Genomic DNA, 23574 nt, shown 5'->3' with positions numbered 1-23574 from the left:
TTCCTGCGAAGGCAGGAATCCACTAACCCAGTAAATTTTCAATTGATTATCAATGCTTATTCCGTTTAAAAATCACCTTAAAACCCTTAACTACCAAAAAAGCCGCAAACCCAACTAATAATCCAACAACAAATTCCTGAAGAATAGCAGGCAAAACATCTAGAAAATGATGTAAAAACTCTATATTATGGACAAAGATACCTCCTGCCACCAATATTAAGGCAATGGTACCAATAACGGACAAACTCTTAATTACCCAAGGAAGCGCATTCACCAAAAACAAACCCACAGTCTTTGAAACACCCTTTTTATCCCCGCTTCTTTTTATAAGTCTGAAGCCCAAATCGTCCATCCTCACAATAAGCGCTACAATACCATAAACACCAACCGTTGCAATAATGGCGACAATGGAAACCACCAATATTTGGAACAAAAGATCTTTCCCTATAACAGTTCCCAGAGCAATAATAACGATCTCTACCGATAAAATAAAATCGGTTAAAATAGCCGACTTAATTTTATTCTTTTCTAATAACAAAACCTCTTCTTCGGTAGGTTCTCTTTCAATAATAACTTCAGATGAATGTTTATGGGGTACAAAAAATTCATATATTTTCTCGGCGCCTTCAAACGCTAAATAAATACCTCCCAACACCAACAATACGATTATCGCTGGTGGCAAAAAAGCACTCAGCAAAAAAGCCACTGGCAGAATGATTAATTTATTAAGAAACGAACCTTTTGTAATGGCCCATAACACAGGAATTTCACGAGAGGCAACAAACCCCGTTGCTTTTTCGGCATTCACTGCTAAATCGTCCCCTAAAATGCCAGCTGTTTTTTTGGTTGAAATCTTACTCATAACGACAACATCGTCCATAAGTGCCGAAATATCATCTAATAATGCAAAAAATCCTGATGCCATATTTATCTTTATTGATGGGGAATTGATTTAATAAGTCTGAAATTCTATTTTGAAGTTACATTATCCAGTACAGACATGGTAATGTAAGTCAGTATAATAATGGGAATGGCTGCAAATTGCAAAACAATCATAAACAAAGCAGATAGAAATATAAAAATATACCTAGTCGCATTGGTTTTAAAACGCCAATCCTTAAACTTTAAGGCAAATAATTTAATACCGGAATTCAGCATATAGCAACTCACCAATGTGATGATTATTAAAAACCATTTATTTAGAATAATGGTATTCATCAAATCACTATTCTGAAACTCCATGATTAATGGCAACGCTATAATAAACAAGGCATTTGCTGGCGTAGGCAAACCTTTAAAATAGGTTTGTTGATCTTCATCTAAATTAAATTTCGCCAATCTGTACGCAGAAGCTAACGTAATGAATAAGCCCAAAAGCGGTAAAAGGTTGATATGTGAAAAATCAAAATTAGAGTAATCAATATCGGAATGACCCCATGATGCATCAGATAAAGCCAATAACTTATACATGATAAGTCCTGGCACCAATCCGCAGGTAACCATGTCGGCCAAGGAATCCAACTGCAAGCCCAATTCGCTTTGAACGTTCAATTTTCTAGCCGCAAAACCATCAAAAAAATCAAAGAAAACACCTAAGAACACAAAGAACGAAGCGGTAACAAAATCATCATTTAAAACAAACGTTACCGCTATACTTCCGCTGAACAAATTCAACAACGTCAGCGTATTTGGTATATATTTTTTCATCTCTTATAATTCTATGATGTAAAAATAGCAAAGAATTTGCGTCTAAAACAACAATCAAACAATAAGTGTTGCTATTTCAAGTTTATTAGCTGATAAATTATATGCATCTTTGTAAAAAAATTTGCGATTGAGAACATCCTTAACCACCATATTCTTCATTGCTTCATTAAGTCTCTTCGGCCAAACCGTTAGGAAATATTCCAATGAGTTTATGAATATTGGTGTTGATGCGGCAGCTTTAGGTATGAGCAGTGCAGTAACATCGCATACGGCCGACGTGAATTCCGGGTACTGGAACCCAGCAGGTTTATTGGATTTGGAAGACAATCAACTAGCACTCATGCATTCCAGTTATTTTGCCAACATTGCCAATTATGATTACGCTGCTTTTGCGATGCCTTTAGACGACCAAAGTGCCATTGGCATCTCTTTAATAAGGTTTGCTGTGGATGATATTTTGAACACCACCCAATTGATTGACGAACAAGGCAATATAAATTACGATCGGATTAGTTTGTTTTCTACGGCCGATTACGGACTCACGTTTTCGTACGCTAGGGAACTGCCTGTACAAGGACTTAATTATGGTGTGAATGCGAAAGTCATTAGACGAATTATTGGCGATTTTGCCTCGTCTTGGGGTTTTGGATTGGATTTAGGCGTACAGTTCAAAACCGAAAATAAATGGAAATTCGGAGTCATGGCTCGCGATATTACTACCACGTTTAATGCTTGGGCTATTGATGAAAACGAATTTGCAAAAATACGGGATGCCGTGGAAGGTCAAAATCAAGAATTACCGGAAACAACCGAAATAACCATACCTAAATTACAAATAGGCATCTCAAAATTATTTGATTTTAATTACGATTACACATTACTGACAGCCGTTAATATGAATGTCCGTTTTGAGCAAAACAATGATATTATTTCGTCGTCATTTGCCAGCATCAACCCAGCTTTTGGTTTCGAATTTGGTTATGTTGATATGGTATATTTACGTGGCGGCGTTGGGAATTTTCAAAATGAATTGCAAATCGATAATACCGAGCAATTGAGTTTTCAGCCCAGTTTTGGTGTTGGCTTTAAATATAATGGCGTACAAATAGATTATGCATTTACCGATATAGGTGACCAAAGCGTGGCGCTATATTCTAATGTGTTTTCTTTAAAAATTGATTTAAGTATCTTTAGGTAATGCAAAAAACACTCTTTATTTTATTCATTTTTTTATTTGTTAAGACAACATATTCACAACAAAATATATTGTCTGATAAAGCTGAAATAAGCGTGCTTACCGTAGGCCCTGGGGCTTCATTGAATGATTCTTTTGGACATAATGGGTTTAGGATAAAAGACATGGTAAAAGGTACTGACCTTGTTTTTAATTACGGTGTTTATGATTTTACAGCACCAAATTTTTATTTAAAATTCGCCCAAGGAAAACTCAATTACTTAATCGGCGTAGATTATTATGAGGATTTTTTTAATAGTTATGTGTTACAAAACAGAACCATTGAAGAACAGGTTTTAAATCTGTCGCAAAGTGAAAAACAGAAGTTATTTGATTATTTAATCAACAATTACAAACCCGAAAACAGACGGTATTTATACGACTTCTTTTATGACAATTGTGCCACAAAAATAAAAGATGTCACTAACATTACTTTGAACAATACGATTCAATTTAAGGAACCTAATAATTTTAAACAACAAACATTCAGGGAGTTAATACATAGCAATTTAAATAGAAATTCTTGGGGCTGTTTTGGAATTGATTTGGCATTAGGCTCTGTCATTGATAGAAAGGCGTCACCGGAAGAACACATGTTTTTACCTAAATACATCCATAGCTTTTTTAAAAATGCAACCATTAAAAAAACAGGCGAGCCTTTGGTAAAAGAAAGTAAGGTGCTTTATAAAAAAATGGACAAGCCAGAGTCATCAAATTTTTTAACAAGTCCGCTATTCGTTTTTGGCATCATGGGGTTACTTATCCTTTTCATCACTTACAAAGATTTTAAAAATAAAAAACAAAGTGTTTGGTTAGATGTTACTCTGTTCAGTATCACAGGCCTTATTGGCATAGTCATTTTGCTACTTTGGTTTGCAACCGACCACACAGGAACCCACCAAAATTACAACTTGCTTTGGGCTTGTGTGCTTAATATTTTTATGATAGGTCAACTATTAAAAAAACAAACAAGCGGTTGGTTTATTAAATATCTTAAGTTTTTGGTGATACTCTTATGTCTTTTAACGCTTCACTGGATCATTGGCGTACAAGTATTCGCCATCGGGCTTATTCCTCTTTTAATAGCCTTGATGATAAGGTATTTGTATTTGATAAAGCTTTATTCCAATAGATAATAGAAGTTCGACCCAAAGCCTAAAACCCAAGACCAAGTACCCAACAGCTAACAGCCAACAACTACTGCCCCCTGAAGAAAATCATGGTGCTTAATGTCTTTATTAAAATATTTATATCTAAGAAAAAACTTCTGTGCTTTATATAATATAAATCATATTGTAATTTAAGGAGACTATCATCTACACAAGAGCCGTATCTGGTATTAACTTGTGCCCAACCTGTAAGCCCAGGCTTAACCATATGCCTAGTTTCATAAAAAGGTAGGATTTTCGACAATTCACCAACAAATTGTGGGCGCTCTGGTCTGGGCCCAATCAAACTCATGTCTCCTTTTAAAATATTTAAAAATTGGGGGATTTCATCTAATCTGGTATTTCGCATAAATTTCCCAAACTTTGTAATCCTTGAATCGTTTTTTTCAGACCAAACAGCACCATTCTTTTCGGCATTTTTAATCATGGTCCTAAATTTAATTATTTTAAAAATGTGACCATTTTTGCCGACTCGCTCTTGTATGTAAAATAAAGATCCTTTATTGGCAAAAGCATTCCCCAAAAGAATCATTGGCAACAAAACAATCCCAACCAAAATACCTAAAACAGAAATTACGATGTTAAATAACATATTAAAAAACAAGTACATTTTGTTTTGATTGCTTCTGCTAAATGGGAAATACTTATAAAAATCCTTGCCCACAAACTGAACAGGTATGCGTTGCGTCATATCTTCATAGACCTGAGTATATTCTTTTATGGAAAACCCACTTTCAAGAAGCGTCATAAGATCTTTATAAATATCGGATGTTATGGTTTCAGAGTTATAACTCGCAACAACAATTTCCGATATGTTTTCATCCTTAATTGTTTGAAGCATATCACTTGGGGCATATTCCTTTATTTCTTTAAATCTTACACTTTTGGTAGTATCTATTTCACAATTAACAAACCCTATAATTTTATAATTAGGATCAGAATCGTTAAACGCCTTAATAATGGTTTCAATGTTTGATGTTTCGCCCACTATCAATACTTTTTTATAAAACCTGGGCGATATAATAAACGTGACATAAGCAAAGCGCCACATAAAAAGCGCCAAAATAATGGCTAAATAAAAATATAGTATTTGAAGCCTATTGTCTGGTAAAATGGGTGTAAAAAATGGTGTTAAAAAATAGAACAATACCGTGACGGAAGCCGTTAATATAATATTGCCATAGATTAACTCAAATTTACTTGACTTTTGTAAATCATAAAGTTCAAAAATGGTTCCAAATATGGATATGTATATAACGAGTACAAAAACCCAAACCCAATTTTCTTTGGTAATCGTTATATAATCAAACTCAAACGTCCCACTTATAAAATATAAAACAACCAGTATAGATAAAATATCAAAAAGACGTAAAAGAACCTTTCGTTCTGAAATATTGAAATGGATACCCTTGTGAGACATTTTGGATTTTATTGAGAGACCCTAAAGGTAGTAAGAAATTTATATTAACTAAAAAAACTATCGTAAAAGTGAATGCCATTCCCGTTTAACGGTCTCCCAATCAAATTGTTCTACCCTTTTCCTAGCATTTAAAGCCATCGTTTTAGTGTCATTTGGATGAGAGATGATACGTGTTATCGCGTTTACAAATTCTTCCATGCCATCTGGATTTACCAACATCCCATCTTGACCATTTTCAATCAAAAAAGACATGCCACCCACATTAGTGGACACAACGGGCAAGCCTAAAGCCATAGCCTCCATAACACTCACAGGCATATTATCAAAATTCGTGGTATTGATAAAGATATTATAATCTTCTGATAGATGTATCCATGCGTCCTTGGATAGTTTCCCTGTAAACTTGACTTCAACCTGCAAGTCTTTAGCTAGATTTTGTGCTTCTTTTAATGCACCGTCACCTTCCGGCCCAACCATACAAAGCGATGCCTGAAGCCCTTCATCTTTTAAAGCCTTTAATAATTTTATGGCCAAAAATGGGTTGTATATTTTAGAAAAGGAACGTAACCAAAGTAAGTTAACAGATTCATGAGGTCTTTGTTTGAACGGGTAGTTTTTAATATCTATGGAATTCGGAATATAGATGATATTGGAATATCCCCGCTTTTCAAATTCGGATTTAATATATAACGACGGGGACACATTTTTATAGGCATTGTTAAATAGCGCAGCACATAATTTGGGATTGTCCTTTAATCGATTGGGTAAATTTCCCCCATGTAATATGGGTATGTATTTGAGCTTAAAGAGCCTACATAACTGACTGATAAAAAAAGCATAATAAAAATTTTGGGTACTGTAAGTATCTATTAAAACATAATCTACCTTATTTGCATGGCTTAGAACAGCCAAAAGCATATCGACAAAACGTAATAACTTATTCATTTTATTAGAAAACGCGTAAACCGTAAACCCCTCCATTCTTAAATTTTCACTTAAGGTCTCAATAGTGGTTTGCGTTTTACCCCTTTGCGATAACAGATTTCCTATGTATAGGAGTTGTTTCATATCTAATATTTAATAAACAAAGCCCATAAATAAATGCGGGTGCTGCAATGCGCATGGCAGAATGATTAATAGTTAAAAGCCAAAATAAGTAAAAAGAATAGAAAAACAAGTTCGACTTATTTTTCAACCTCAAAACCAAAGGGGCTATGAGTAAAATTAAGAAAGCAAATATTCCAAATAAGCCATGTTCTGCAACAATACGACTCATTTCGTTATGGGAAGCAGCTTCAACACCTGTTTCATTCAAACGCTCTTCTTTTACTTTTCCAACACCAATTCCTAAAAACGGGTTATCTATAAACTCATTGAATTCAAAAGCAATTAAATCGGTTCTCCCAGTAGTAACATCTTCCTTCTCTCGTCCTGCAGCATCTTGATTGGCATAGCGCTTTTCAATAAAACCTCCTGTTTGAATAGAACTATATATCCAAATAAAAGCTACAAATGCTAAAAACAAAAACAATGAAAACTTTAAACGAAACTTGGTTTTAATATTGACTTTTAAGTAATAGAACCCTAAAAAAAACAAAATCATAGCAACAGCCGTAATAACACCTCCTCGACTAAAGGTAATGAGTGCCCTATATGTTAAAATACCCAGCAATAACAAATCTATAAAACGATATAAAAAGCCCTCTTTAGACATAAAGAAACGTGTAGCCAAAACAAATATACCAATGCCCAGAACCGTTGCTACTTGATTAGGCCCAAAACCTCCAGATGTAGCAAAATTAGATTCCGTGCCAGTAATAGCTTCTTGCAAATCAGGGGTGTACAAAAACAAATAAACCGTCATACTCACCAATGGAACCACCAAGGCCAATAAAATAATTTTTATCTGACCATAAGTGATGGTTCGCTTGTAACAAAAAATAGCGGTTATTCCTAAACAAATAGGACCACTTAAGTTAAAAGCTATAGCTTTCCTTATATCCGTTTCAAAACCCAAATCGGCAACCGCAACAAAAATCCCCGGGATCAACAGTAAAACATATAACACATAGATCAATGCTTTATTAGAAAAACTGTTACTAATTAAGCCCAAAACCGTAAAAAGAATGACCAAATATTTGATGGCTTCATAAGAAACAGTGCCACCATTCATTCTTAAAAACACTTCAATACCTACAAGATAAGCACAGGAAACTAAAACATAAAATGTTTTATATCCTTTTGAAGCCATTAAAATTTTATAAGTAAAAAATACAATAATGAATAAAAAATATGCAAGTGCCAATGGTTTAAAAACAAAAACCCCTACAGCTAAAACAATATGAAAAATGAGGAGTTTGTAATATAATGACAACTTCATTTTTGATGGGTTTTATAAATTTCAATTAGTGTCTCTATGGCTTTTGCTTGTGAAAAAGTTGATAATACTTTTAAATGTAAATTATGTCCAACTTGGACTCTTAAATCTAAATCATTTATATATATGAGCAAAGCCTCGGCTAAAACTTTATGATTTTCAGACGAGATTAAAAATCCTTCCTCATCATTTGAGATCACTTTACTACAATCGCCCACATTGGTTGCAACCACAGGCAATTTTGCTAGACCATATTCTAATAACGCTAAAGGCAAGCCTTCTGATTTTGAAGCTAATACACCAATCGTGCATTGACTCAAAATATTGAAAACATCTGAACAACTTCCATAAATAAAAACATAACTTTCCAAATTGTTTTTCTTGATGAATGTTTTAACCGACAACGAATAAGCATCATTAAAATCTTGACCAATTAAATGCATTGTCCATTCTGGATATTTATCTTTAATTGTTTTGAAAGCTTCAAGCAAGGTAATATGATCTTTTTGAGCTCTTAAATTTGCTAAACATACTATTCTGCGGCCTTCTTTCCCTTGTAATTGTGTAATGGGCTGTATGGTGCTTATAGTTGCAAAATTGGGCAAATAACTAACAGATTTGACACCTAATATTTCCTCAGACCAATTTTGCAATAGCGTATTAACCGTTACAATATGGTCAAATAATTTTGAGCACCATGTTAAAACAAATTTTGGACGATCATTTAAAAATTCACTTTTACCATAGTGATCATGCCATATTAAAGCAATTTTAGGATTTAATATTTTAATAATGGATGCTATAAAAAAGGATGAACTGTGTGCGTGAACAATATTAATTTTATTGATTTTGACAAAAACATGAAGCTTTTTAATCGCCTTAAAATCAAAAGTAGATTTTCTATTTAGAAAAAGATATGCAACATGGTTTGACAAACTTTCTTTTAACAGTCCTTCCTTCCTTGTCGAACATAAATAGGATGCCTCAATAAGATTTGCTAAAGAATTCGCATAATTAACAGCTACTCGTTCTGCACCTCCAGCATCTAGTGAATCTATGAGTTGTAATACCTTCATGAACGGACCAGTAGTTTTTTAATTTCAGCCTCAAAATAATCCAATGTAAATTGTTGGGACCATTCCATACCAAATTTAGACATTGTTCTTAAATCTTTAGCTTTTAGTGCTTCATTTATAGTTGCAATGGCTTTATCTAAATCAGGTTCTATTAAAATACCTCTACGTCCATAATCCAGCATATAAGGCACACATGAAATATTGGTCGCTATGGGGATAGCACCAAAAAACATGGCTTCGGCTATGGCTTTTGGCCAACCCTCAGATTTAGACGCTAATATTAAAAAATGAGCCTGTTTCAACGTTGCCTTAATACGGTCTTTAGATTGATTTCCATGTAGAATAACTATTGTTTCAAGTTTATTATCATTAATATACTTTTGCAACACTTCCCTTAAAACACCATCCCCATAAATATCTAAAGACACCTGTTTACCTTGTTCGTGTAAAGCTTCAATTATTTGAATCGCTAACAGAGGTCGTTTCCCTTCTACCAAACTACCCAAAAAAACACATTGTAAATGCCCAGAATAATCCCTTTCAAGAGGCTTTTCAATTTCAGAATTCTTATAAGTGGCCGTAAAAAAAGGTTTGATGTTTTTAGTTTGGTTTTTCCAATTTCCATATATCAAAACATGCATATTTCTAGTTAAAAAAGTATTATTTAAAATCCACTTTTGAAACTTATAACTTAATGGTTGTTTCGCATTTGGGTCCCAATTACCCGCATATTTAGCAGTTTTTGGTGTATTCGGAAAAAAAATCTGAACCAAGCATCCTAACAGCCCTATATTACCGGGGCATCGCAAATGAATATGGTCGACTTTTTGGCAAGCTTTAAATATCTCAAACAGTATTACTGGAAGTTTAAATAATGAGCTTATTGTTTTCTTTATTGAAGTAAATGCAATGGATGGAATTTGTGTAAACCTAACATCTTTATGTTGGTACGCTAGTTCTATGTCTGATATAGTACCAGAAACCAAAGGAGCTACGATAGTTACCTCATCAACATACTTTAACCATATATTCATTTCTAGTACATAGGGGGCATATGCAAACCATTGATTATTTGGTTTTTTATGAGGAACATGTGTTATGATTAAAAATTTCATTAACAAATTTATTTTATACTTTTCCCCGCATATGTTATTATTTCACCATCTTTAAAAAATTCTGTCTTATATGGATAATCTATTTTCCTAAAAAAATCTTCTACTGCAATATAGGTCGGCTTATTATTTATTATATGGTAACTAGCAATTGCAAAATCTGGTTTATACTTATCTATTGACTTAATTGCTCCTTCCAAAGCCTCAATTTCAGCTCCTTCAATATCCATTTTAACAAAGTTTAAATGATTAATTTTTTGTAAACTCATAAAATTATCGATAGATATTGTTTGAATGGCAACTTTTTTAGACTTTTTATCTTCATAAAAAACTGATGAACCGACTGAACCTGCTTCAAAAAAATCTATTATATCTTTTTTGTTCCATAAGCCCATCTCTACAAGGTCTATATTACTATACTTTTTATTTAAAGACAAATTACTTTTAAGCATTTCTACATTTATCGAATCTGGTTCAAAGGCAAAAACTTTACCTCTATTACCAATTTTTTGAGAATAGACGACAGAAAGAGCCCCCTCATTTGCTCCGGCATCAATTACAATGTCGTTGATTTTTACTTTATAATATTTTTCATATCTCTCGATATCTTTTACAATGAAATATAATGGTTTTCTTGTTATGACTTCCCAAGAATCCCCTTCCTTAGTTACATAATGACCATTTTGTAATGCAAAAGAAAATTTGTTATTCTTTATATTATAATAATTAAGTTTAATTCTTTCTCTTAAAGAATTTGGCAACAAATTAAATATTAATCTTTTCAATTCTAATATTACATTTTAGGTTTGCTAAATATAAGAGAAAACCAGCCAACAATACGTCCAAAACTTTCTTTTAAAGCTTCTTTTCTATTTGACGTAGTTATAGCATTAAGGAGTCTTATTTTTGTTAACAAAATTGCCGTAGCATGCCACTTTAGTCGTGCTTTAAATATAGGTTTTGGATACTTTATTCGCCAAACATACCAGCCATTTCTAATGACCATTTTACCATATCTAAAGGAGTTTGGACGTCCGGAACCATCATGGTAATGATATAATTGTGCATTGGTGTTTAAATATAATTTTCCGATTTTTGCTACTCTTAAGGCAAACTCAGTATCCTCATATAAACCATAACCAAAAAAATATATTGAAAATGATATTGTATCAAAAACATGTTTTTTGTAAGATGAAACACCGCCATTCAATTGTTCAACCATATATATTTTACAAGAAGGAGGCAAAAATTCAAGTGGTCTGCCATGTGAAAACGTGGGCATAAAACCTGGGGCAACATCCGGTTGCAAGCCAAATTTTCGCCTCATTTTAAACCTTAACGGTTCATCACGCATCCAACCATCATAATAAAATTTATTCGGATTGTTTTTATTGTCTGATGGTTCCCATGTTATTTCATTTGTAATATAACCACCAACCGCTAATGCATCTGGTTTTTCATCATATGTTTTTATTAAAGCTTCAAAATAGGTTGGTTTTAAAATAATATCATCATCTAAAAAACAGACTATTTCTGAAGACTCGGCAACATGCTTAATACCAAAATTTCGTTGCTTGGTTAAGCCCCTATGGTCATCGCCTACTTTATAATATTTTAGATTTTTAAATGGGTTTTGTTTTAAAATATGCTCTGTTTCATTGTTAGTAGAACCATCAATAATGAGAATTTCATTCGGATATACCGTTTGTTTTGCGACCGACTGTAATAAATTAAACAGTGGTTGTGTCCGCAAATATGTACAAACAATTAAGGTGAAATTCATCATTATTATTATTATTATTTAGTTCGCTTTCCCAAAGCCATTAATCTTTTTGCGTAAAATACAGACTTATCAAATTGCAAAAGACGCATCGGGAATTTTAATAGTCTCGATGGTAGGTCAATAAACTTCGCTTTTGTAAAATATAATATAAAATACTTTATTTTATATTCCTTTCGCTGCTTGTCATCAAAATGTTTAAACAGTTGATACATGATGGTCGGACTTGGCTTTGGTACAATACTTCTAACTGGCACATCCAGTTCCCAAGGTTGTTGTTTTCGCTTTTTACCCTTTATGCCCGCTTGTTGTCCCCAAAAGCGATAGCCTCCCAAAGGAGGTTTTAGATGTAAGTTAGCTGAAAACGGATTATGCAAAACGGTAACCCCTAATTTGGTTATGGATAACCCAAAATCACTATCTTCACCATAACCGCCATCGTAATTAATATCATTGCCAACTAAAACATCTACCACACGCTTAGAAACGCAAGAGTTTGCATTACTAAATGTTTGAGATGCCCCAACTTTCCAACGGCTTTCTCCTAATGCTGTTAGTTTTCCCTCTAAATCAGACAAATCTTGTTGCTGATGGCCTGCCCTAATATCCAATCCATTACAAGCCTCAACATTATAGGTTTGCAATAACCTGATATGATTTTCTATAAATTCTGGTGGAATACGAATATCATCATCACCAAACACAATATAATCGCCCGTACACAACTCGATGGCTTCATTTCTTGCTCTGCAACTGCCTTTTGAGGTTTGCCATTTAAAAAAAACCTTAAAGGAATATTTTTGGGGATTATATAAAGAGACATCTCTCGTTTCGTCTGGAGTGGCATCAACTACAATGACTTCAAAAGGTTTGTAGGTTTGATTTTCTAAATCATTTAAAAGGTTCAAGGTAAAATCCTGACGCATCATGGTAGGAATGATGTAACTTACTTTTGGTGTTCCTTTAATTGGTTGTAGTTCGCGAGGCTTTAAAATCTGTTTCTTGTCCTTAAACTGAAATGCCTTTTTAGCAAACCTAAACGCATTTAGTTCTTTAAAATTCCAAACCCGGCGTCTAAATAGCATATACACGCTATGTGACAACTTGAAATTTTTAATATAAAATGTGTAAACATCTTTAATTGAAATGTTGACTTTTTCAATGTTTGCTTCAAACAATCCTTTAATATATAGAGGTACAACGCCTTGATAGCGCAAGGTGTTGAAACCAAAATCTAAAGCCGATGTCTGTAAATTTTCATAATCTAAATCGAAACCACCAAAGGTGTCCCAAACCTCCTTCCTAATAGCAAATGCGTTTGGATTGATGCGCCAACTGACCGATTTTTCTAGATTATCAAAATCCTTGGCATACCAGAAATAAACGACCGTTTGATAAATAATTTCAGGAAAAGCATTTTTATATCCTTGATCTAAACTACTGTGCCATATATCGCCTTCACCTGACGCCAGCTCGTTAAGCACATGCAAATCTGGAATACCTTTATATAATAAAACAGCTCCATTTGGTGTGATATGTTCTTTTAAATCTATCAAGATGTTACTAGGGTTTTATAAAATGCAACAGACTGTTTTGCGACCAAATCGTGACTAAATTGTGCTTTAACTTTTTGTCTAGCGGCTTTACCAAAAGCTTGCTGTTTAAAGGGGTTTTTCAATAATTCTAAAATACGTGCGGCATATTCCTCATGATTGGTTGGATGTACCAAAAAACCTTCCTTCCCATCTTCAATCATTTCTCTAGCCCAACCAATATTGGATGCCACTATGGCCTTTTCCATCGCCATGGCTTCCAACCATGATACTGGCAACGCTTCAGCAAAGGTAGGAAATACACAAACCGTGGCATTGCTGATCAAATCTCTTATCTTAAAATAATCTACCGCACCTAAATAGGTTACTTTCTTTATGGCTGATTCGTTAAAAAGCGGTTGCATAAGTTGCCATGTGGAAGCAGAACCTGATTTTATATCTCCACTATCTCTCCCAACAAGAATTAATTCTACTTCTTTATTGGTTTCATGAACTATATTGAATATTTCTGGTAATTCTAAAAGTCCCTTTTTTCGTATCAATGTTCCAAAATAAAGAATCGTCAATTTTTTAGAGTTGTTTTGTTCTGTCACAAACACAGATGCATCAATACTATTGGGGATGACCGTAAACTTTTTATTCAATCCTAACAATTCATTCGTTAAATTTCCTGTATAAGCACTCACACTTATAATGCCATCTGCTTTTTTAAGAGCTCGCCTTTCTAAAAATTTATTTTTGTACTTTACTTTTCTATTATCCAAATAACAAAAATAGGTATCACTGCCGTTTTCCCGAATAACCAAAGGACATTTAGGTTTTATAAACGCCGTGAACCCCGTCCAATCCGGAGCCTCTACTATCTCAATTTTACCTGAATCGTATAATGAATTGATCGAGCGTTCCACTTTTTTTTGGGTAAGGATAAGAGACAATCCTTTTATTTTAACGTTTTTTATTTTATAAAAATGTATGCCATCTTCAACAAAATAGGCATCTTCCTGTTGCCCGTAAACCAAAACACTAATAGTATGTCCCAATTGCGACAAGGCCTTCCCTAAATTTAAAATACTCGTACCAATGCCCCCGGCGTGCCCTACCATATTAGGATGTGGATATTCGGGAGCTAGGAATGCTATTTTCATATATCCAACAGTTTTATATGGTTTTGCACCATCGTATCCATTGAAAACTTGTTTTCAATTAAAATTCTAGTATTTCCCACGATGCTTTTTTCGCCTTTTAATATTGAACCTAATAATGAAGTTAAAGCTTTGACATCTTTCGTCTCAAATATAAATCCATTTTCGTTATTTGTCACTACTTCAGTATTACCACCCACAGGCGTTGTAATTACAGGAATATTGGCTGCTAAACTTTCTAAAATGGATAAGCTGAAGCATTCCATATGACTTGGCTGAATTAAATAATCGTAATGTTGATACAGTTCATTAACATTGGAATGGCTGCCTTTAAAGTTGATAATGGACTCCTGATTATATTTCGAGACTAGCTGAAGCAATTCCTTTTTATAAGGGCCATCGCCATACACATCAATTTTTAAATCGGATTTTAAATCCTCAGACAGCATATGAACAGACTTTATTAAATCCTGAATCCCTTTTGAATAACGCAAATGAGAGACCACTAGAAATTTAGGGTTTATTTTAATGCGTTCCGTTGTTTTTGGAGTGATGGTATCAATCAACACACCGTTATAAATAGTATGTGTTTTAGGTTTTAAAAAGCCACCAAAATCTTGTAAAATAGCACGGCTTGTGTAGTTTGAAACCCCTATAAATTGGTTGATATATTTTGAATATAAAACCCCTTTAATTCTCTTTTTGATTCTTTTTTTTAATGGATACCCATTTAAAGGCCTTGGGTTGTGGTCGACCACAATCACTTTGGAGGTTTGGTATGTTTTTATATCCTTAAAAAAAGATGTGCAGAGTTCCACAAAATGCGTGATGATGTGTGTGTATTCAACGTTTTGGGTTTTGATATAATTTATAAAATGGTGTTCTAAACCCGTACTTTCAGAAGGCATTATATTAAATAAATAATAATCGCCATGCGAAGCTGTATTAGGAAAAAACCAATCGACTGCAATTTGCTCTTCGGCACATTTTTTATGGAATGCCCAGAAAAAATAGTCCATCCCACCTACCCTGCTTTCCAGAAGTTCGTAATTGCAGATGATGGCAATATGCTTTGGTTTTATATCCATGCTTTTAAACTCTCAACTAATTGTTTACTTGTTTCCTCTAAAGGCACACCAACTTGTTGGCTAATGAAGTTTTTTCGATTTTCGGTATCTGAATCCTGCGCTAAATAACCAATAATGGCTTGAAGCAATGCGTCTTTTGTTTTAACCACTTTTGATGCCTTACTATTAACCAGATGTTCTATGTGGGCATATCCCAAAAACCGTTGGTCATCATACAAACCGTTGGTTGCATTTCCAAAAATAGGATTAATAACAGGTTTATCAAACAACATAAAATCCAAACTCATGGTGGAAAGCATATTGATGTTTAAATCGGAATATTCCAATAATGCCCTTAATAGCTTCACATCTTCAGTTGTTGGTATACGTTGTGACCACGATTCTTGATGATCGCTACGTACTTGTACCCATTTGGGAAAATTCCACTTAATGAACGGAAATTTTTCAACTAAAGAATAAAATCGAATGGAATCTTCAGCAGGTGATGTCCTAACAATAAAATTAACCTTTTCTATTTTGTTTTCTATGATGGCGTTAGCAATGGTTTCTATATACAGCTCATCATTTTTACTGGTTGAGATGTCTCCGCAACTAAAACAGATGGTTTTTAAATGACTGTCTAAATTAAATTCAGAGATAAAATCTTGCCTAGTTATTTTGTATTCGTGCATCACGTAAGGTAAAAATTGTGGTGTCCCAACAATCTTAATTTGTGTATGCATAATCGATTTATAAAACAGCAATAAATCCTGCTTCATTAAATCGCTCCAAACTAAGTAATAATCAAAATTAGAGGCCATTCTCCCTTTTGATGCCAAATTATCCCAACTAAAAATAAAGGCTGCGGTTTTCAGCTTTAACTTTTGCGCTACATATACCAATGGTGCTATATAGGGCGGACGCTGATGTGTAAAAAACAATAGATTGAATTGTTCTATTCTTAAAATTGAAGCGTATTTTTTTGTGATTTTATGATTGGAAAAGGTGCTATTTTGTAATTTCTGAAGCTGCTGAATATGGAATTCGGAATGAAACAACGACGTTAATTTATATATAAACCGAGTGGCATAACCTCTGGTTGTTCTTAACTTGGAGTCATTGGTTTTTAAATTATCCTGTATGCCCAAATTGTCTTTTTGGTGTAATTTAAGATGGGCAATTTCTTTAGTTTTTCTAAAAAACCATGTTTTAAATGTTTCTTCAAAAACATCTAATTCAATAACCCGAGTATTGGTATGCGGTTTATAAACATCTTTTGGTAAACATGATAAAATAACTACCTCATCAAAACTTTTTTCAGCATGTTGTAAAAAATCGCTTAAGATAAAATTTCTAAAGCCAACACCATCAGTAATTACCAATCCTAGTTTTTTCATGAAAGTGCCCTAAACTGTTTTTGATGATTCGTTTTCCAAAGTGATTCCGATTTCAAAACTTTTAAAAATGCTTCCGCACTATTTCCGTTACCAAAATCAGATATTTTGTTTATTGTCACATTTTTAACCTCTTTTATCCCTTCCAAAATAGCATTTACTTGATAGCCTGTGTTTATTATAGCATTGGAAACAACCCTATTTTGCTGACGCGTACCAATATTGATGGTAGGAATCCCATAATAAGGTGCTTCCCGAACACCTGCACTACTATTGCCAATAATAAAACTGGAATGTTTCAATAAGGTTAAGAAATATTCGAACCTAATAGAGGGAAACACTCTAAAATTTGGATGGTTTAAAATAGGCTCATAAGCCTCTAAAATGGTTTGACTGCCCATATCATTATTTGGAAAAATAACTACATAATTTCTACCACTATTTATTAAAGCATCCACAAAATTCTTTGCATATTTTGCCATTTGCCGATGTTCTGTGGTTACGGGATGAAACATAGCAATAGCATAAACATCAAAACTAATATTGTAATATGATTTTACGGTTTGTAAATCTGGCAACGTATTTGAAAACATGATATCAATATCGGGAGACCCAATATTATAAATAGATTCTGGTAATTCCCCCATTTGTTCCAATAATAATTTTGCCTTACCATTTGCTACAAAATGAATATGACTCATCTTACTGGTGGCATGACGTAATAATTCGTCTATGGTTCCAGATAATTCCCCGCCCTCAATATGTGCAACCAATACATTATTTAAACTTCCCACAATGGCACCTGCCAATGCTTCTACACGATCACCATGAATAACAATTAGGTCTGGATGAATGTTTTTAACAAATTCAGAAAAACCTGCAATGGTTTTGGCTAGCGTTAAATCCATACTGGCTTCATGGGTATCATTTTTGAATGTTGAAATGTTTTTAAAACCACAACGTTCAACCTCAATGAGCGTGTAACCATACCTTTGCAAAAGATGCATGCCCGTAACAAAAATATGGGCTTCAAATTCCTGATGATTCTCAAGGATTTGAATAAGCGGTTTCATTTTACCAAAATCGGCCCGTGTACCTGTTAAAAATGCTATTTTTTTTACCTTATTCAATATCGCTCCACGTTAATTGTTCATCATTTTCAATATCCCGACTAGCCTTTTTTCCTAAAATTGTTTCAAAATGTTCTGCTAAAATTTTACCTGTGCCAGGACGTTTTACCCAGATATTCTCTTTTGTAAAAACAGTGCCTTTTTTAATATTGGAAATACTACACACTGTTGCAAAGGCAAAATCGATGGTCACTTGCTCCTCTTTGGCTGGTTCTTTAACACCGCCTCTCATTAAAGCAATTTCTTTACTACCCACAATAAGGTCTTTGCATGCCATTTCATCCATACTACATATAATATCAGGCCCTTGGCGTTGCATGTGATCGGTAAAATGACGCTCTAAAATGGAGGCTCCCAAAGCTACTGCACCTAGGCAAGCATTGTTATTTAATGTATGGTCGCTTAATCCGAAAACTTTATCGGGAAACGCTTGGTGCAACTCCATCATCGCTCCAAAACGTACCAAATGGGTTGGTGTTGGATATAAATTTGTGGTATGCAAAAGCGCCACTGGCACCTTATATTCATCAAAAATAGCCACTGCTTTCTTTACGCTTTCAATGGTATTCATACCAGTACTTAATATGACGGGCTTTCCAAATTGAGCAATATGCTCTAATAGCGGGTAATTGTTACATTCGCCCGAACCTATTTTGTAAGCTGGCACATCAAACCGGTTTAAGCGTTCTGCTGCTGCTCGCGAAAATGGTGTGGATATAAAAATCATGCCTTTGCTTTCAACGTAATTTTTTAATTCTAATTCGTCGGCTTTATTTAAAGCACAGCGTTCCATGATCTCATAAATAGACACATTGGCATTCCCTGGAATCACTTGCTTTGCAACTCGGCTCATTTCATCTTCAACAATGTGTGTTTGATGCTTCACCACCTCAACACCCGCTCTAAAAGCGGCATCCACCATTTGCTTTGCAACTTTTAAGGAACCTTCATGATTAATACCTATTTCGGCAATTACCAATGGCGGATAATCTTGGCCTATTTTTCGACCTGCTATGGTTATGGATGGATTATTCATTTTTATATTTTATCTAGTGAAATTTTCATTAATAAATAAGGCATCTGATTTAGAAGCAAAACCTTTGCCTGTAATACTAAAATCATAAAATTTAACCAATGAAAAATTATTCTTTTCTAAAAAGGAAAAAATTTCACCTACTGAAGATTGTCCAACAAAATTTAAGTCAAAAAATAGTTCTATTAAAACAAACTGAATTTTGTTTTTACTCATCATTCCTTTTGCCCCATTTAATACTTTCAATTCAAAACCTTCCGTGTCACTTTTTAAAATATGGACATTTTTAATTTGATTTTCATCACAATAATCATCAATCGTGGTAACATTTACTTTATAAGTTTCAAGTATTTGAGCCTTACCATAAGCTCTTTGCAAAAAAGAATTCATAGCATCCCATGAATACTCATTAAACTCTAAAATACCTTCCTTATCGGATATTCCAATATTGTTTAAAATGATACTCTTTTCATTCTTAAAATCATCTTCTAATTGTTCAAAACAATATTTACTGGCTTCAAATCCGTGAATTGTTGCACTAGGAAAAATTTCTTTAATTTTTTTTAATGTTTGACCATGATTCATACCAATATCAAATATAGTAGGATGCAGTATATTAATTTCACTTCTACAAGCCTTAAAAGGATTAGAATCTTGTAAAGGATTATTATTGATTTTAGAAATTTTATAACCTCTTTTAAACAAAAAATTCTTAAGATAATTTTTTACCGATTTACCCATTCTTATATTCTTTAAACATAAATTCTGCTAAATCTAAATCTTCTTGCGCATCTATATCAATTGAAGCAAATGCATGGTTAACAATTAGCGGAAATGCATTGGTGGTAATGATTTTGTTATTTAAAATATGTTTAGATTTTGTAATGTATAACAACCCGTTCTCAAAATAAAGCGGCACTAAATCTTGACTACGCTGCCCTATTTTATAATTAAAAGGTTCGAATTTATCATTCTCTATAGTTCCAAATTTTTGATGGTTTCGGGATACCGTAAACAAACTATCGTATTTTTTTTCCTTAAATAGCTCAAACGCTTCTGCCAACAAATGTTTTGGCCTTAATGGGTTTGTTGGCTGCAATAAAATAACATTTTCTACCTCATCATTAATAGACTCCAATACATGCTTTAAAGCAGTTACCGTAGGCTCCAAATCACCCGATAGTTCATGTGGTCTATCAATAACCAAAACACCATGTTGCAGAGCAATATTTTTTATGTCGTTACTATCTGTTGTTACATAGATAGCGTCAATAAAATCATGTTGCTTTGCATAGTTTATACTGTGAACCAATAAAGGGATGCCTGCCAATAACTTAATGTTTTTATGAGGCAAGCGTTTAGAGTTTCCTCTGGCTGGTATGATGGCTATGGTTTTCAATTATACTTTGTCGATATCCAATTCAAAAAAAATAACTTCCTCAACAAATGATTTCACATCTATTATTACGGATTTTTAAATCTTTTTTTTAATCTTTTAATAAAGTCAAATCCAAAAATAGAATATAAAAACCACTTAAAATAATATATTGATTTCACTTTGCCTGTAACAATCTCCTTAAGCATTATACTTTTTTCATATAATTCTTTAGATTTTAACAAATATAATTCGTAATGAACGATATTTCTCATTGGTACAGATTCTTTAATAAATTTCAATTTATAATCTTTGTGAGTTATTAGCACTAGATTTTGTTTATACCACCAAAAAATTTCTGGATTATCCCAAAAAATTGGCCTAATAACATCGTGTATGATAAAATCGTGTTCTAAAAATTTTTTTTCCCAAAAAGTAATCCATTGCTCATTAATATGATTTTGTCCTCCTTGATAAGGAATTGCTGCAGAAAATAAAATTGCATTTCCTGAATTTATCAAATTTTCAACAAATGTAGTAGCCGATTCCTCAGTTAAATGCTCAGCAACTTCTAGACTTAATACTAAATCGTACTTTTTATCTAGAATAATTATATTTTCTAAATCAGATTCAAAGAACTCATTTGGTTCAATGTAACTATACAACAATTCTTTATTTACCCAAGAACCATCAATACCCAAAATATCATTTACACCTAATCGCTTAAAAACATGAATAAATGTTCCAAGTCCACAACCAAAATCTACTACACTTTCAGGGGCTAATAACTCAATCATTTCAGGAACGATAATATTGGCATCCCTTAAATTATGAATTCTTTCTTCATGTTTGTATTTGCTCATTCTATCGTTTAAATTTATGAAACTTTGCTTTTTTTAAACAAAAACAATAAATGGTTAATCTTTTCAATAGATTTAAAAATTAAGCTCATTATCTCTAGAGAATTAATTATAACTTCAAAATAATCTTCTATTTACCTTATTATTATATCTGGATTAAATCTAAAAAAATTAGTTAGGAACAATATATATCTTCATTAGATTTAATTTCCATTTATTATTCTGGCTTCCAGTATATTTTTGTTTCTGGCAACTGTTTTATATATTTAAATTCATCATCAGAAAACCTATTAGAGTGCTTAGCAACTTTATGAAATGCTTTAATTAAATCTAATAAAGCCATCACAATTGCAATAAATGCTTTAATATCTCCTTTCACAACTTTGTTTTTAAATTGTATAAATATTGAATATATCATTTGTTTTGGTATTCTTTTTTTTGGCCAAAATAAAAAGTACAGGTACCATCCTGAAGCGAGTGATCTTCTTAATCTGATTAAATAATCTGAATTTTTTTTTCTGTTTTTTATATCTACTCTATGTTGAATTAAAACTTCAGGTAAATAATGTATTTCCCAAGAATTTTTATATAAATGATAACTAGCAAATTCTTCTTCTCCATAAAAAATAAACCATTCAGGATAATTGGGTATTTCACTCCAAGCTTTCATTCTCCATACATGGCCACAGCCAACAAATGCTCGAACCCTACAAGCCTTTTCATTCGATAATTTAGTTTTAGGCTCATCTAAACCCCAATAAATTCTAAGCCCTAAAACACCACAACCCAGATGCTCATCAAAATAATTCTTCATTGACTCTAAAGCAAATTCTGTAACAATATGAGCATCATCATCCAACGATATAGCAAACTCTGTTTTTACATTATTTAATAACAAATTCCTACAATAAATATAACCTTTGCTCTTAAAATTTCTAATTAATTTTATCTGAGGAAAATTTGATTCTATAAATTGAGAGGTTCCATCTACAGAACCATCGTCACAAATAATACATTCAACATCATTTCTTTCAATCAAATAGCTGTTTTTTTTTAGAGTAAACTTTAAATCTTCTATTCTATCTTTAGTTGCTATTAGTATTGAAAAACCTGGCTTATTCATAAATTTAGTAATTTTTCGCAATACTTTTTGGAAGCCCTTTCCAATTTAAAAATAATTTATACAGAGAGGGCACAGATATAAATTTTATGAATAGTCTATTTTTAATAAAATAATCCAATTTGTTAGTTCTTCTAATTGTCTTAAAATTCGTTTTAAATAAATCTCTTTGTTTTTCTAGACTTTGATTAGTTTTCATCCAATCTTCATAGGTATTACCCATATGGTAAGCATAATTATCTTCTGTAGTTAATCGCCAATACCCTTTTCTTAAGGGCGCTTTGTCTAAATACATCTCACTAATGCCTCCTAACTTATAACCTAAATAAGATATAATTTCTGTAAACATATCCTTTTTATATGTTGCTACAAAATGTCCTGAACCTATTAACGCGTTTAAATTTGAATTGATTTCTAACCCTAGAATATATTTTAAATAATCTTGATTATAATTTCTATCCCAACCAATACTATTATAAAAATGTTTTAATGCTTCTGGATTTTTAACTGGTAAAAACTTTAATTTTTCACTGAAAATAGTTTCATAAATTACATTACCACAGCAATTTTCATACATTTTAAATTGTGGTACAATGCCAACAACACCTGCTTTTGGAATATTATCAAAAAGCTTTATAGTTTCTTCTTGCCAATTAGAAAGAAATAACACATCGGCATCAGAAATAGTAACTAATTCTATTTTGTTACCAACCAAACCTTTTATGATTGCATTGAGTTTGCCTATGTTTTCAGTATGTATTACTTCATGAATATTTCTGTTATTGAAAAGTAATTCTAAATATTCTTTTACTTCTTGGCAGCTTCCATTGTTTACAATAGTGATGAATGTCTTGTTATGCACTGTATTTAATAATGAATCTATACAGAGTTTTAAAATTTTAAAACTGTCTTTAAAATAACCTTCTTGATTGGGAATATAAACAGGAATAACCACTTGATGAAAATATTCAGAAGTGTTTAATGATTTGTCTTTGTTGGGATTTGAGCCTACTCTCATTGTCACT

At 32.8% G+C, this 23574-nt stretch carries 22 protein-coding genes; 2 read left to right on the top strand and 20 right to left on the bottom strand.

The genetic code is table 11. The features are described from left to right. Positions 1–49: 49 nt before the first annotated feature. Together CDH50_RS09665 and CDH50_RS09660 are read right to left on the bottom strand one after the other, a co-directional pair. Positions 50–925: a DUF808 domain-containing protein gene (locus CDH50_RS09665; RefSeq protein WP_100611999.1), complete on the bottom strand. Its 876-nt coding sequence runs from the start codon at positions 923–925 to the stop codon at positions 50–52. Between the two features lie 44 nt (positions 926–969). After that, the gene (locus CDH50_RS09660; protein WP_100611997.1) at positions 970–1707 is read right to left on the bottom strand and encodes a CDP-alcohol phosphatidyltransferase family protein; all 738 of its coding nucleotides are present in this window, start codon (positions 1705–1707) and stop codon (positions 970–972) included. A 127-nt stretch (positions 1708–1834) separates the two neighbouring features. Between CDH50_RS09660 and CDH50_RS09655 the strand changes: the two genes are divergently transcribed. After that, on the top strand, positions 1835–2905 hold the full coding sequence (locus CDH50_RS09655; protein WP_394337010.1) for a putative type IX sorting system protein PorV2: 1071 nt from the start codon (positions 1835–1837) through the stop codon (positions 2903–2905). After that, positions 2905–4077, top strand: coding sequence for a lipoprotein N-acyltransferase Lnb domain-containing protein (locus CDH50_RS09650; RefSeq protein WP_100611995.1), 1173 nt, complete (start codon positions 2905–2907; stop codon positions 4075–4077). Before CDH50_RS09655 ends, CDH50_RS09650 begins: the two co-directional genes overlap by 1 nt. A 61-nt stretch (positions 4078–4138) precedes the next feature. Here CDH50_RS09650 and CDH50_RS09645 read toward each other — a convergent pair whose 3' ends face one another. The 18 genes from CDH50_RS09645 to CDH50_RS09560 form a co-directional block, all read right to left on the bottom strand. Then, a complete protein-coding gene (locus CDH50_RS09645) occupies positions 4139–5530 on the bottom strand; it encodes a sugar transferase (RefSeq protein ID WP_100611993.1) in 1392 nt (463 codons plus the stop codon). A 57-nt stretch (positions 5531–5587) separates the two neighbouring features. Next, on the bottom strand, positions 5588–6598 hold the full coding sequence (locus CDH50_RS09640) for a glycosyltransferase family 4 protein (protein ID WP_100611991.1): 1011 nt from the start codon (positions 6596–6598) through the stop codon (positions 5588–5590). After that, positions 6552–7910 (bottom strand): O-antigen ligase family protein, encoded by a 1359-nt coding sequence (locus CDH50_RS09635; RefSeq protein WP_100611989.1) that lies wholly within the window; start codon positions 7908–7910, stop codon positions 6552–6554. Before CDH50_RS09635 ends, CDH50_RS09640 begins: the two co-directional genes overlap by 47 nt. Beyond that, positions 7907–8983: a glycosyltransferase gene (locus CDH50_RS09630; RefSeq protein ID WP_100611987.1), complete on the bottom strand. Its 1077-nt coding sequence runs from the start codon at positions 8981–8983 to the stop codon at positions 7907–7909. The genes CDH50_RS09635 and CDH50_RS09630 overlap by 4 nt, the downstream gene beginning before the upstream one ends. Further along, positions 8980–10098: a glycosyltransferase family 4 protein gene (locus tag CDH50_RS09625; RefSeq protein WP_100611985.1), complete on the bottom strand. Its 1119-nt coding sequence runs from the start codon at positions 10096–10098 to the stop codon at positions 8980–8982. The genes CDH50_RS09630 and CDH50_RS09625 overlap by 4 nt, the downstream gene beginning before the upstream one ends. 8 nt (positions 10099–10106) lie before the next feature. Next, the gene (locus CDH50_RS09620; protein WP_157804966.1) at positions 10107–10880 is read right to left on the bottom strand and encodes an FkbM family methyltransferase; all 774 of its coding nucleotides are present in this window, start codon (positions 10878–10880) and stop codon (positions 10107–10109) included. 8 nt (positions 10881–10888) lie between these two features. After that, on the bottom strand, positions 10889–11881 hold the full coding sequence (locus CDH50_RS09615) for a glycosyltransferase family 2 protein (RefSeq protein ID WP_449393449.1): 993 nt from the start codon (positions 11879–11881) through the stop codon (positions 10889–10891). Positions 11882–11892: 11 nt separating this feature from the next. Beyond that, entirely contained in the window at positions 11893–13431 is a 1539-nt protein-coding gene (locus CDH50_RS09610; RefSeq protein ID WP_232731992.1) for a glycosyltransferase family 2 protein, read from the bottom strand. Further along, entirely contained in the window at positions 13428–14573 is a 1146-nt protein-coding gene (locus CDH50_RS09605; RefSeq protein WP_100611979.1) for a glycosyltransferase family 4 protein, read from the bottom strand. The genes CDH50_RS09610 and CDH50_RS09605 overlap by 4 nt, the downstream gene beginning before the upstream one ends. Then, complete coding sequence (locus tag CDH50_RS09600; protein ID WP_232731991.1) at positions 14570–15658, bottom strand: glycosyltransferase family 4 protein; 1089 nt, start codon at positions 15656–15658, stop codon at positions 14570–14572. The genes CDH50_RS09605 and CDH50_RS09600 overlap by 4 nt, the downstream gene beginning before the upstream one ends. Then, complete coding sequence (locus CDH50_RS09595) at positions 15649–17034, bottom strand: hypothetical protein (RefSeq protein WP_100611977.1); 1386 nt, start codon at positions 17032–17034, stop codon at positions 15649–15651. The genes CDH50_RS09600 and CDH50_RS09595 overlap by 10 nt, the downstream gene beginning before the upstream one ends. Continuing rightward, positions 17031–18161 carry a UDP-N-acetylglucosamine 2-epimerase gene (gene neuC, locus CDH50_RS09590; RefSeq protein WP_100611975.1) on the bottom strand — a complete coding sequence of 377 codons (1131 nt, stop codon included), beginning with the start codon at positions 18159–18161 and terminating at the stop codon, positions 17031–17033. The genes CDH50_RS09595 and neuC overlap by 4 nt, the downstream gene beginning before the upstream one ends. Continuing rightward, positions 18154–19197, bottom strand: coding sequence for an N-acetylneuraminate synthase (gene neuB, locus CDH50_RS09585; protein ID WP_100611973.1), 1044 nt, complete (start codon positions 19195–19197; stop codon positions 18154–18156). The genes neuC and neuB overlap by 8 nt, the downstream gene beginning before the upstream one ends. A gap of 9 nt (positions 19198–19206) precedes the next feature. Further along, positions 19207–19899 (bottom strand): FkbM family methyltransferase, encoded by a 693-nt coding sequence (locus CDH50_RS09580; RefSeq protein WP_157804965.1) that lies wholly within the window; start codon positions 19897–19899, stop codon positions 19207–19209. A gap of 28 nt (positions 19900–19927) precedes the next feature. Then, entirely contained in the window at positions 19928–20593 is a 666-nt protein-coding gene (locus tag CDH50_RS09575) for an acylneuraminate cytidylyltransferase family protein (protein WP_100611969.1), read from the bottom strand. Positions 20594–20658: 65 nt separating this feature from the next. Further along, on the bottom strand, positions 20659–21432 hold the full coding sequence (locus CDH50_RS09570; protein WP_100611967.1) for a class I SAM-dependent methyltransferase: 774 nt from the start codon (positions 21430–21432) through the stop codon (positions 20659–20661). A gap of 214 nt (positions 21433–21646) precedes the next feature. After that, positions 21647–22552 carry a glycosyltransferase family 2 protein gene (locus CDH50_RS09565; RefSeq protein ID WP_100611965.1) on the bottom strand — a complete coding sequence of 302 codons (906 nt, stop codon included), beginning with the start codon at positions 22550–22552 and terminating at the stop codon, positions 21647–21649. A gap of 4 nt (positions 22553–22556) precedes the next feature. Beyond that, positions 22557–23567, bottom strand: a complete 1011-nt coding sequence (locus CDH50_RS09560; RefSeq protein ID WP_100611963.1) for a glycosyltransferase family A protein — start codon at positions 23565–23567, stop codon at positions 22557–22559. Positions 23568–23574: the final 7 nt, after the last annotated feature.

It is taken from the genome of Confluentibacter lentus (genome assembly GCF_002806995.1).
Lineage (GTDB): Bacteria > Bacteroidota > Bacteroidia > Flavobacteriales > Flavobacteriaceae > Confluentibacter > Confluentibacter lentus.
This window is presented reverse-complemented; position numbering and strand designations above follow the sequence as displayed.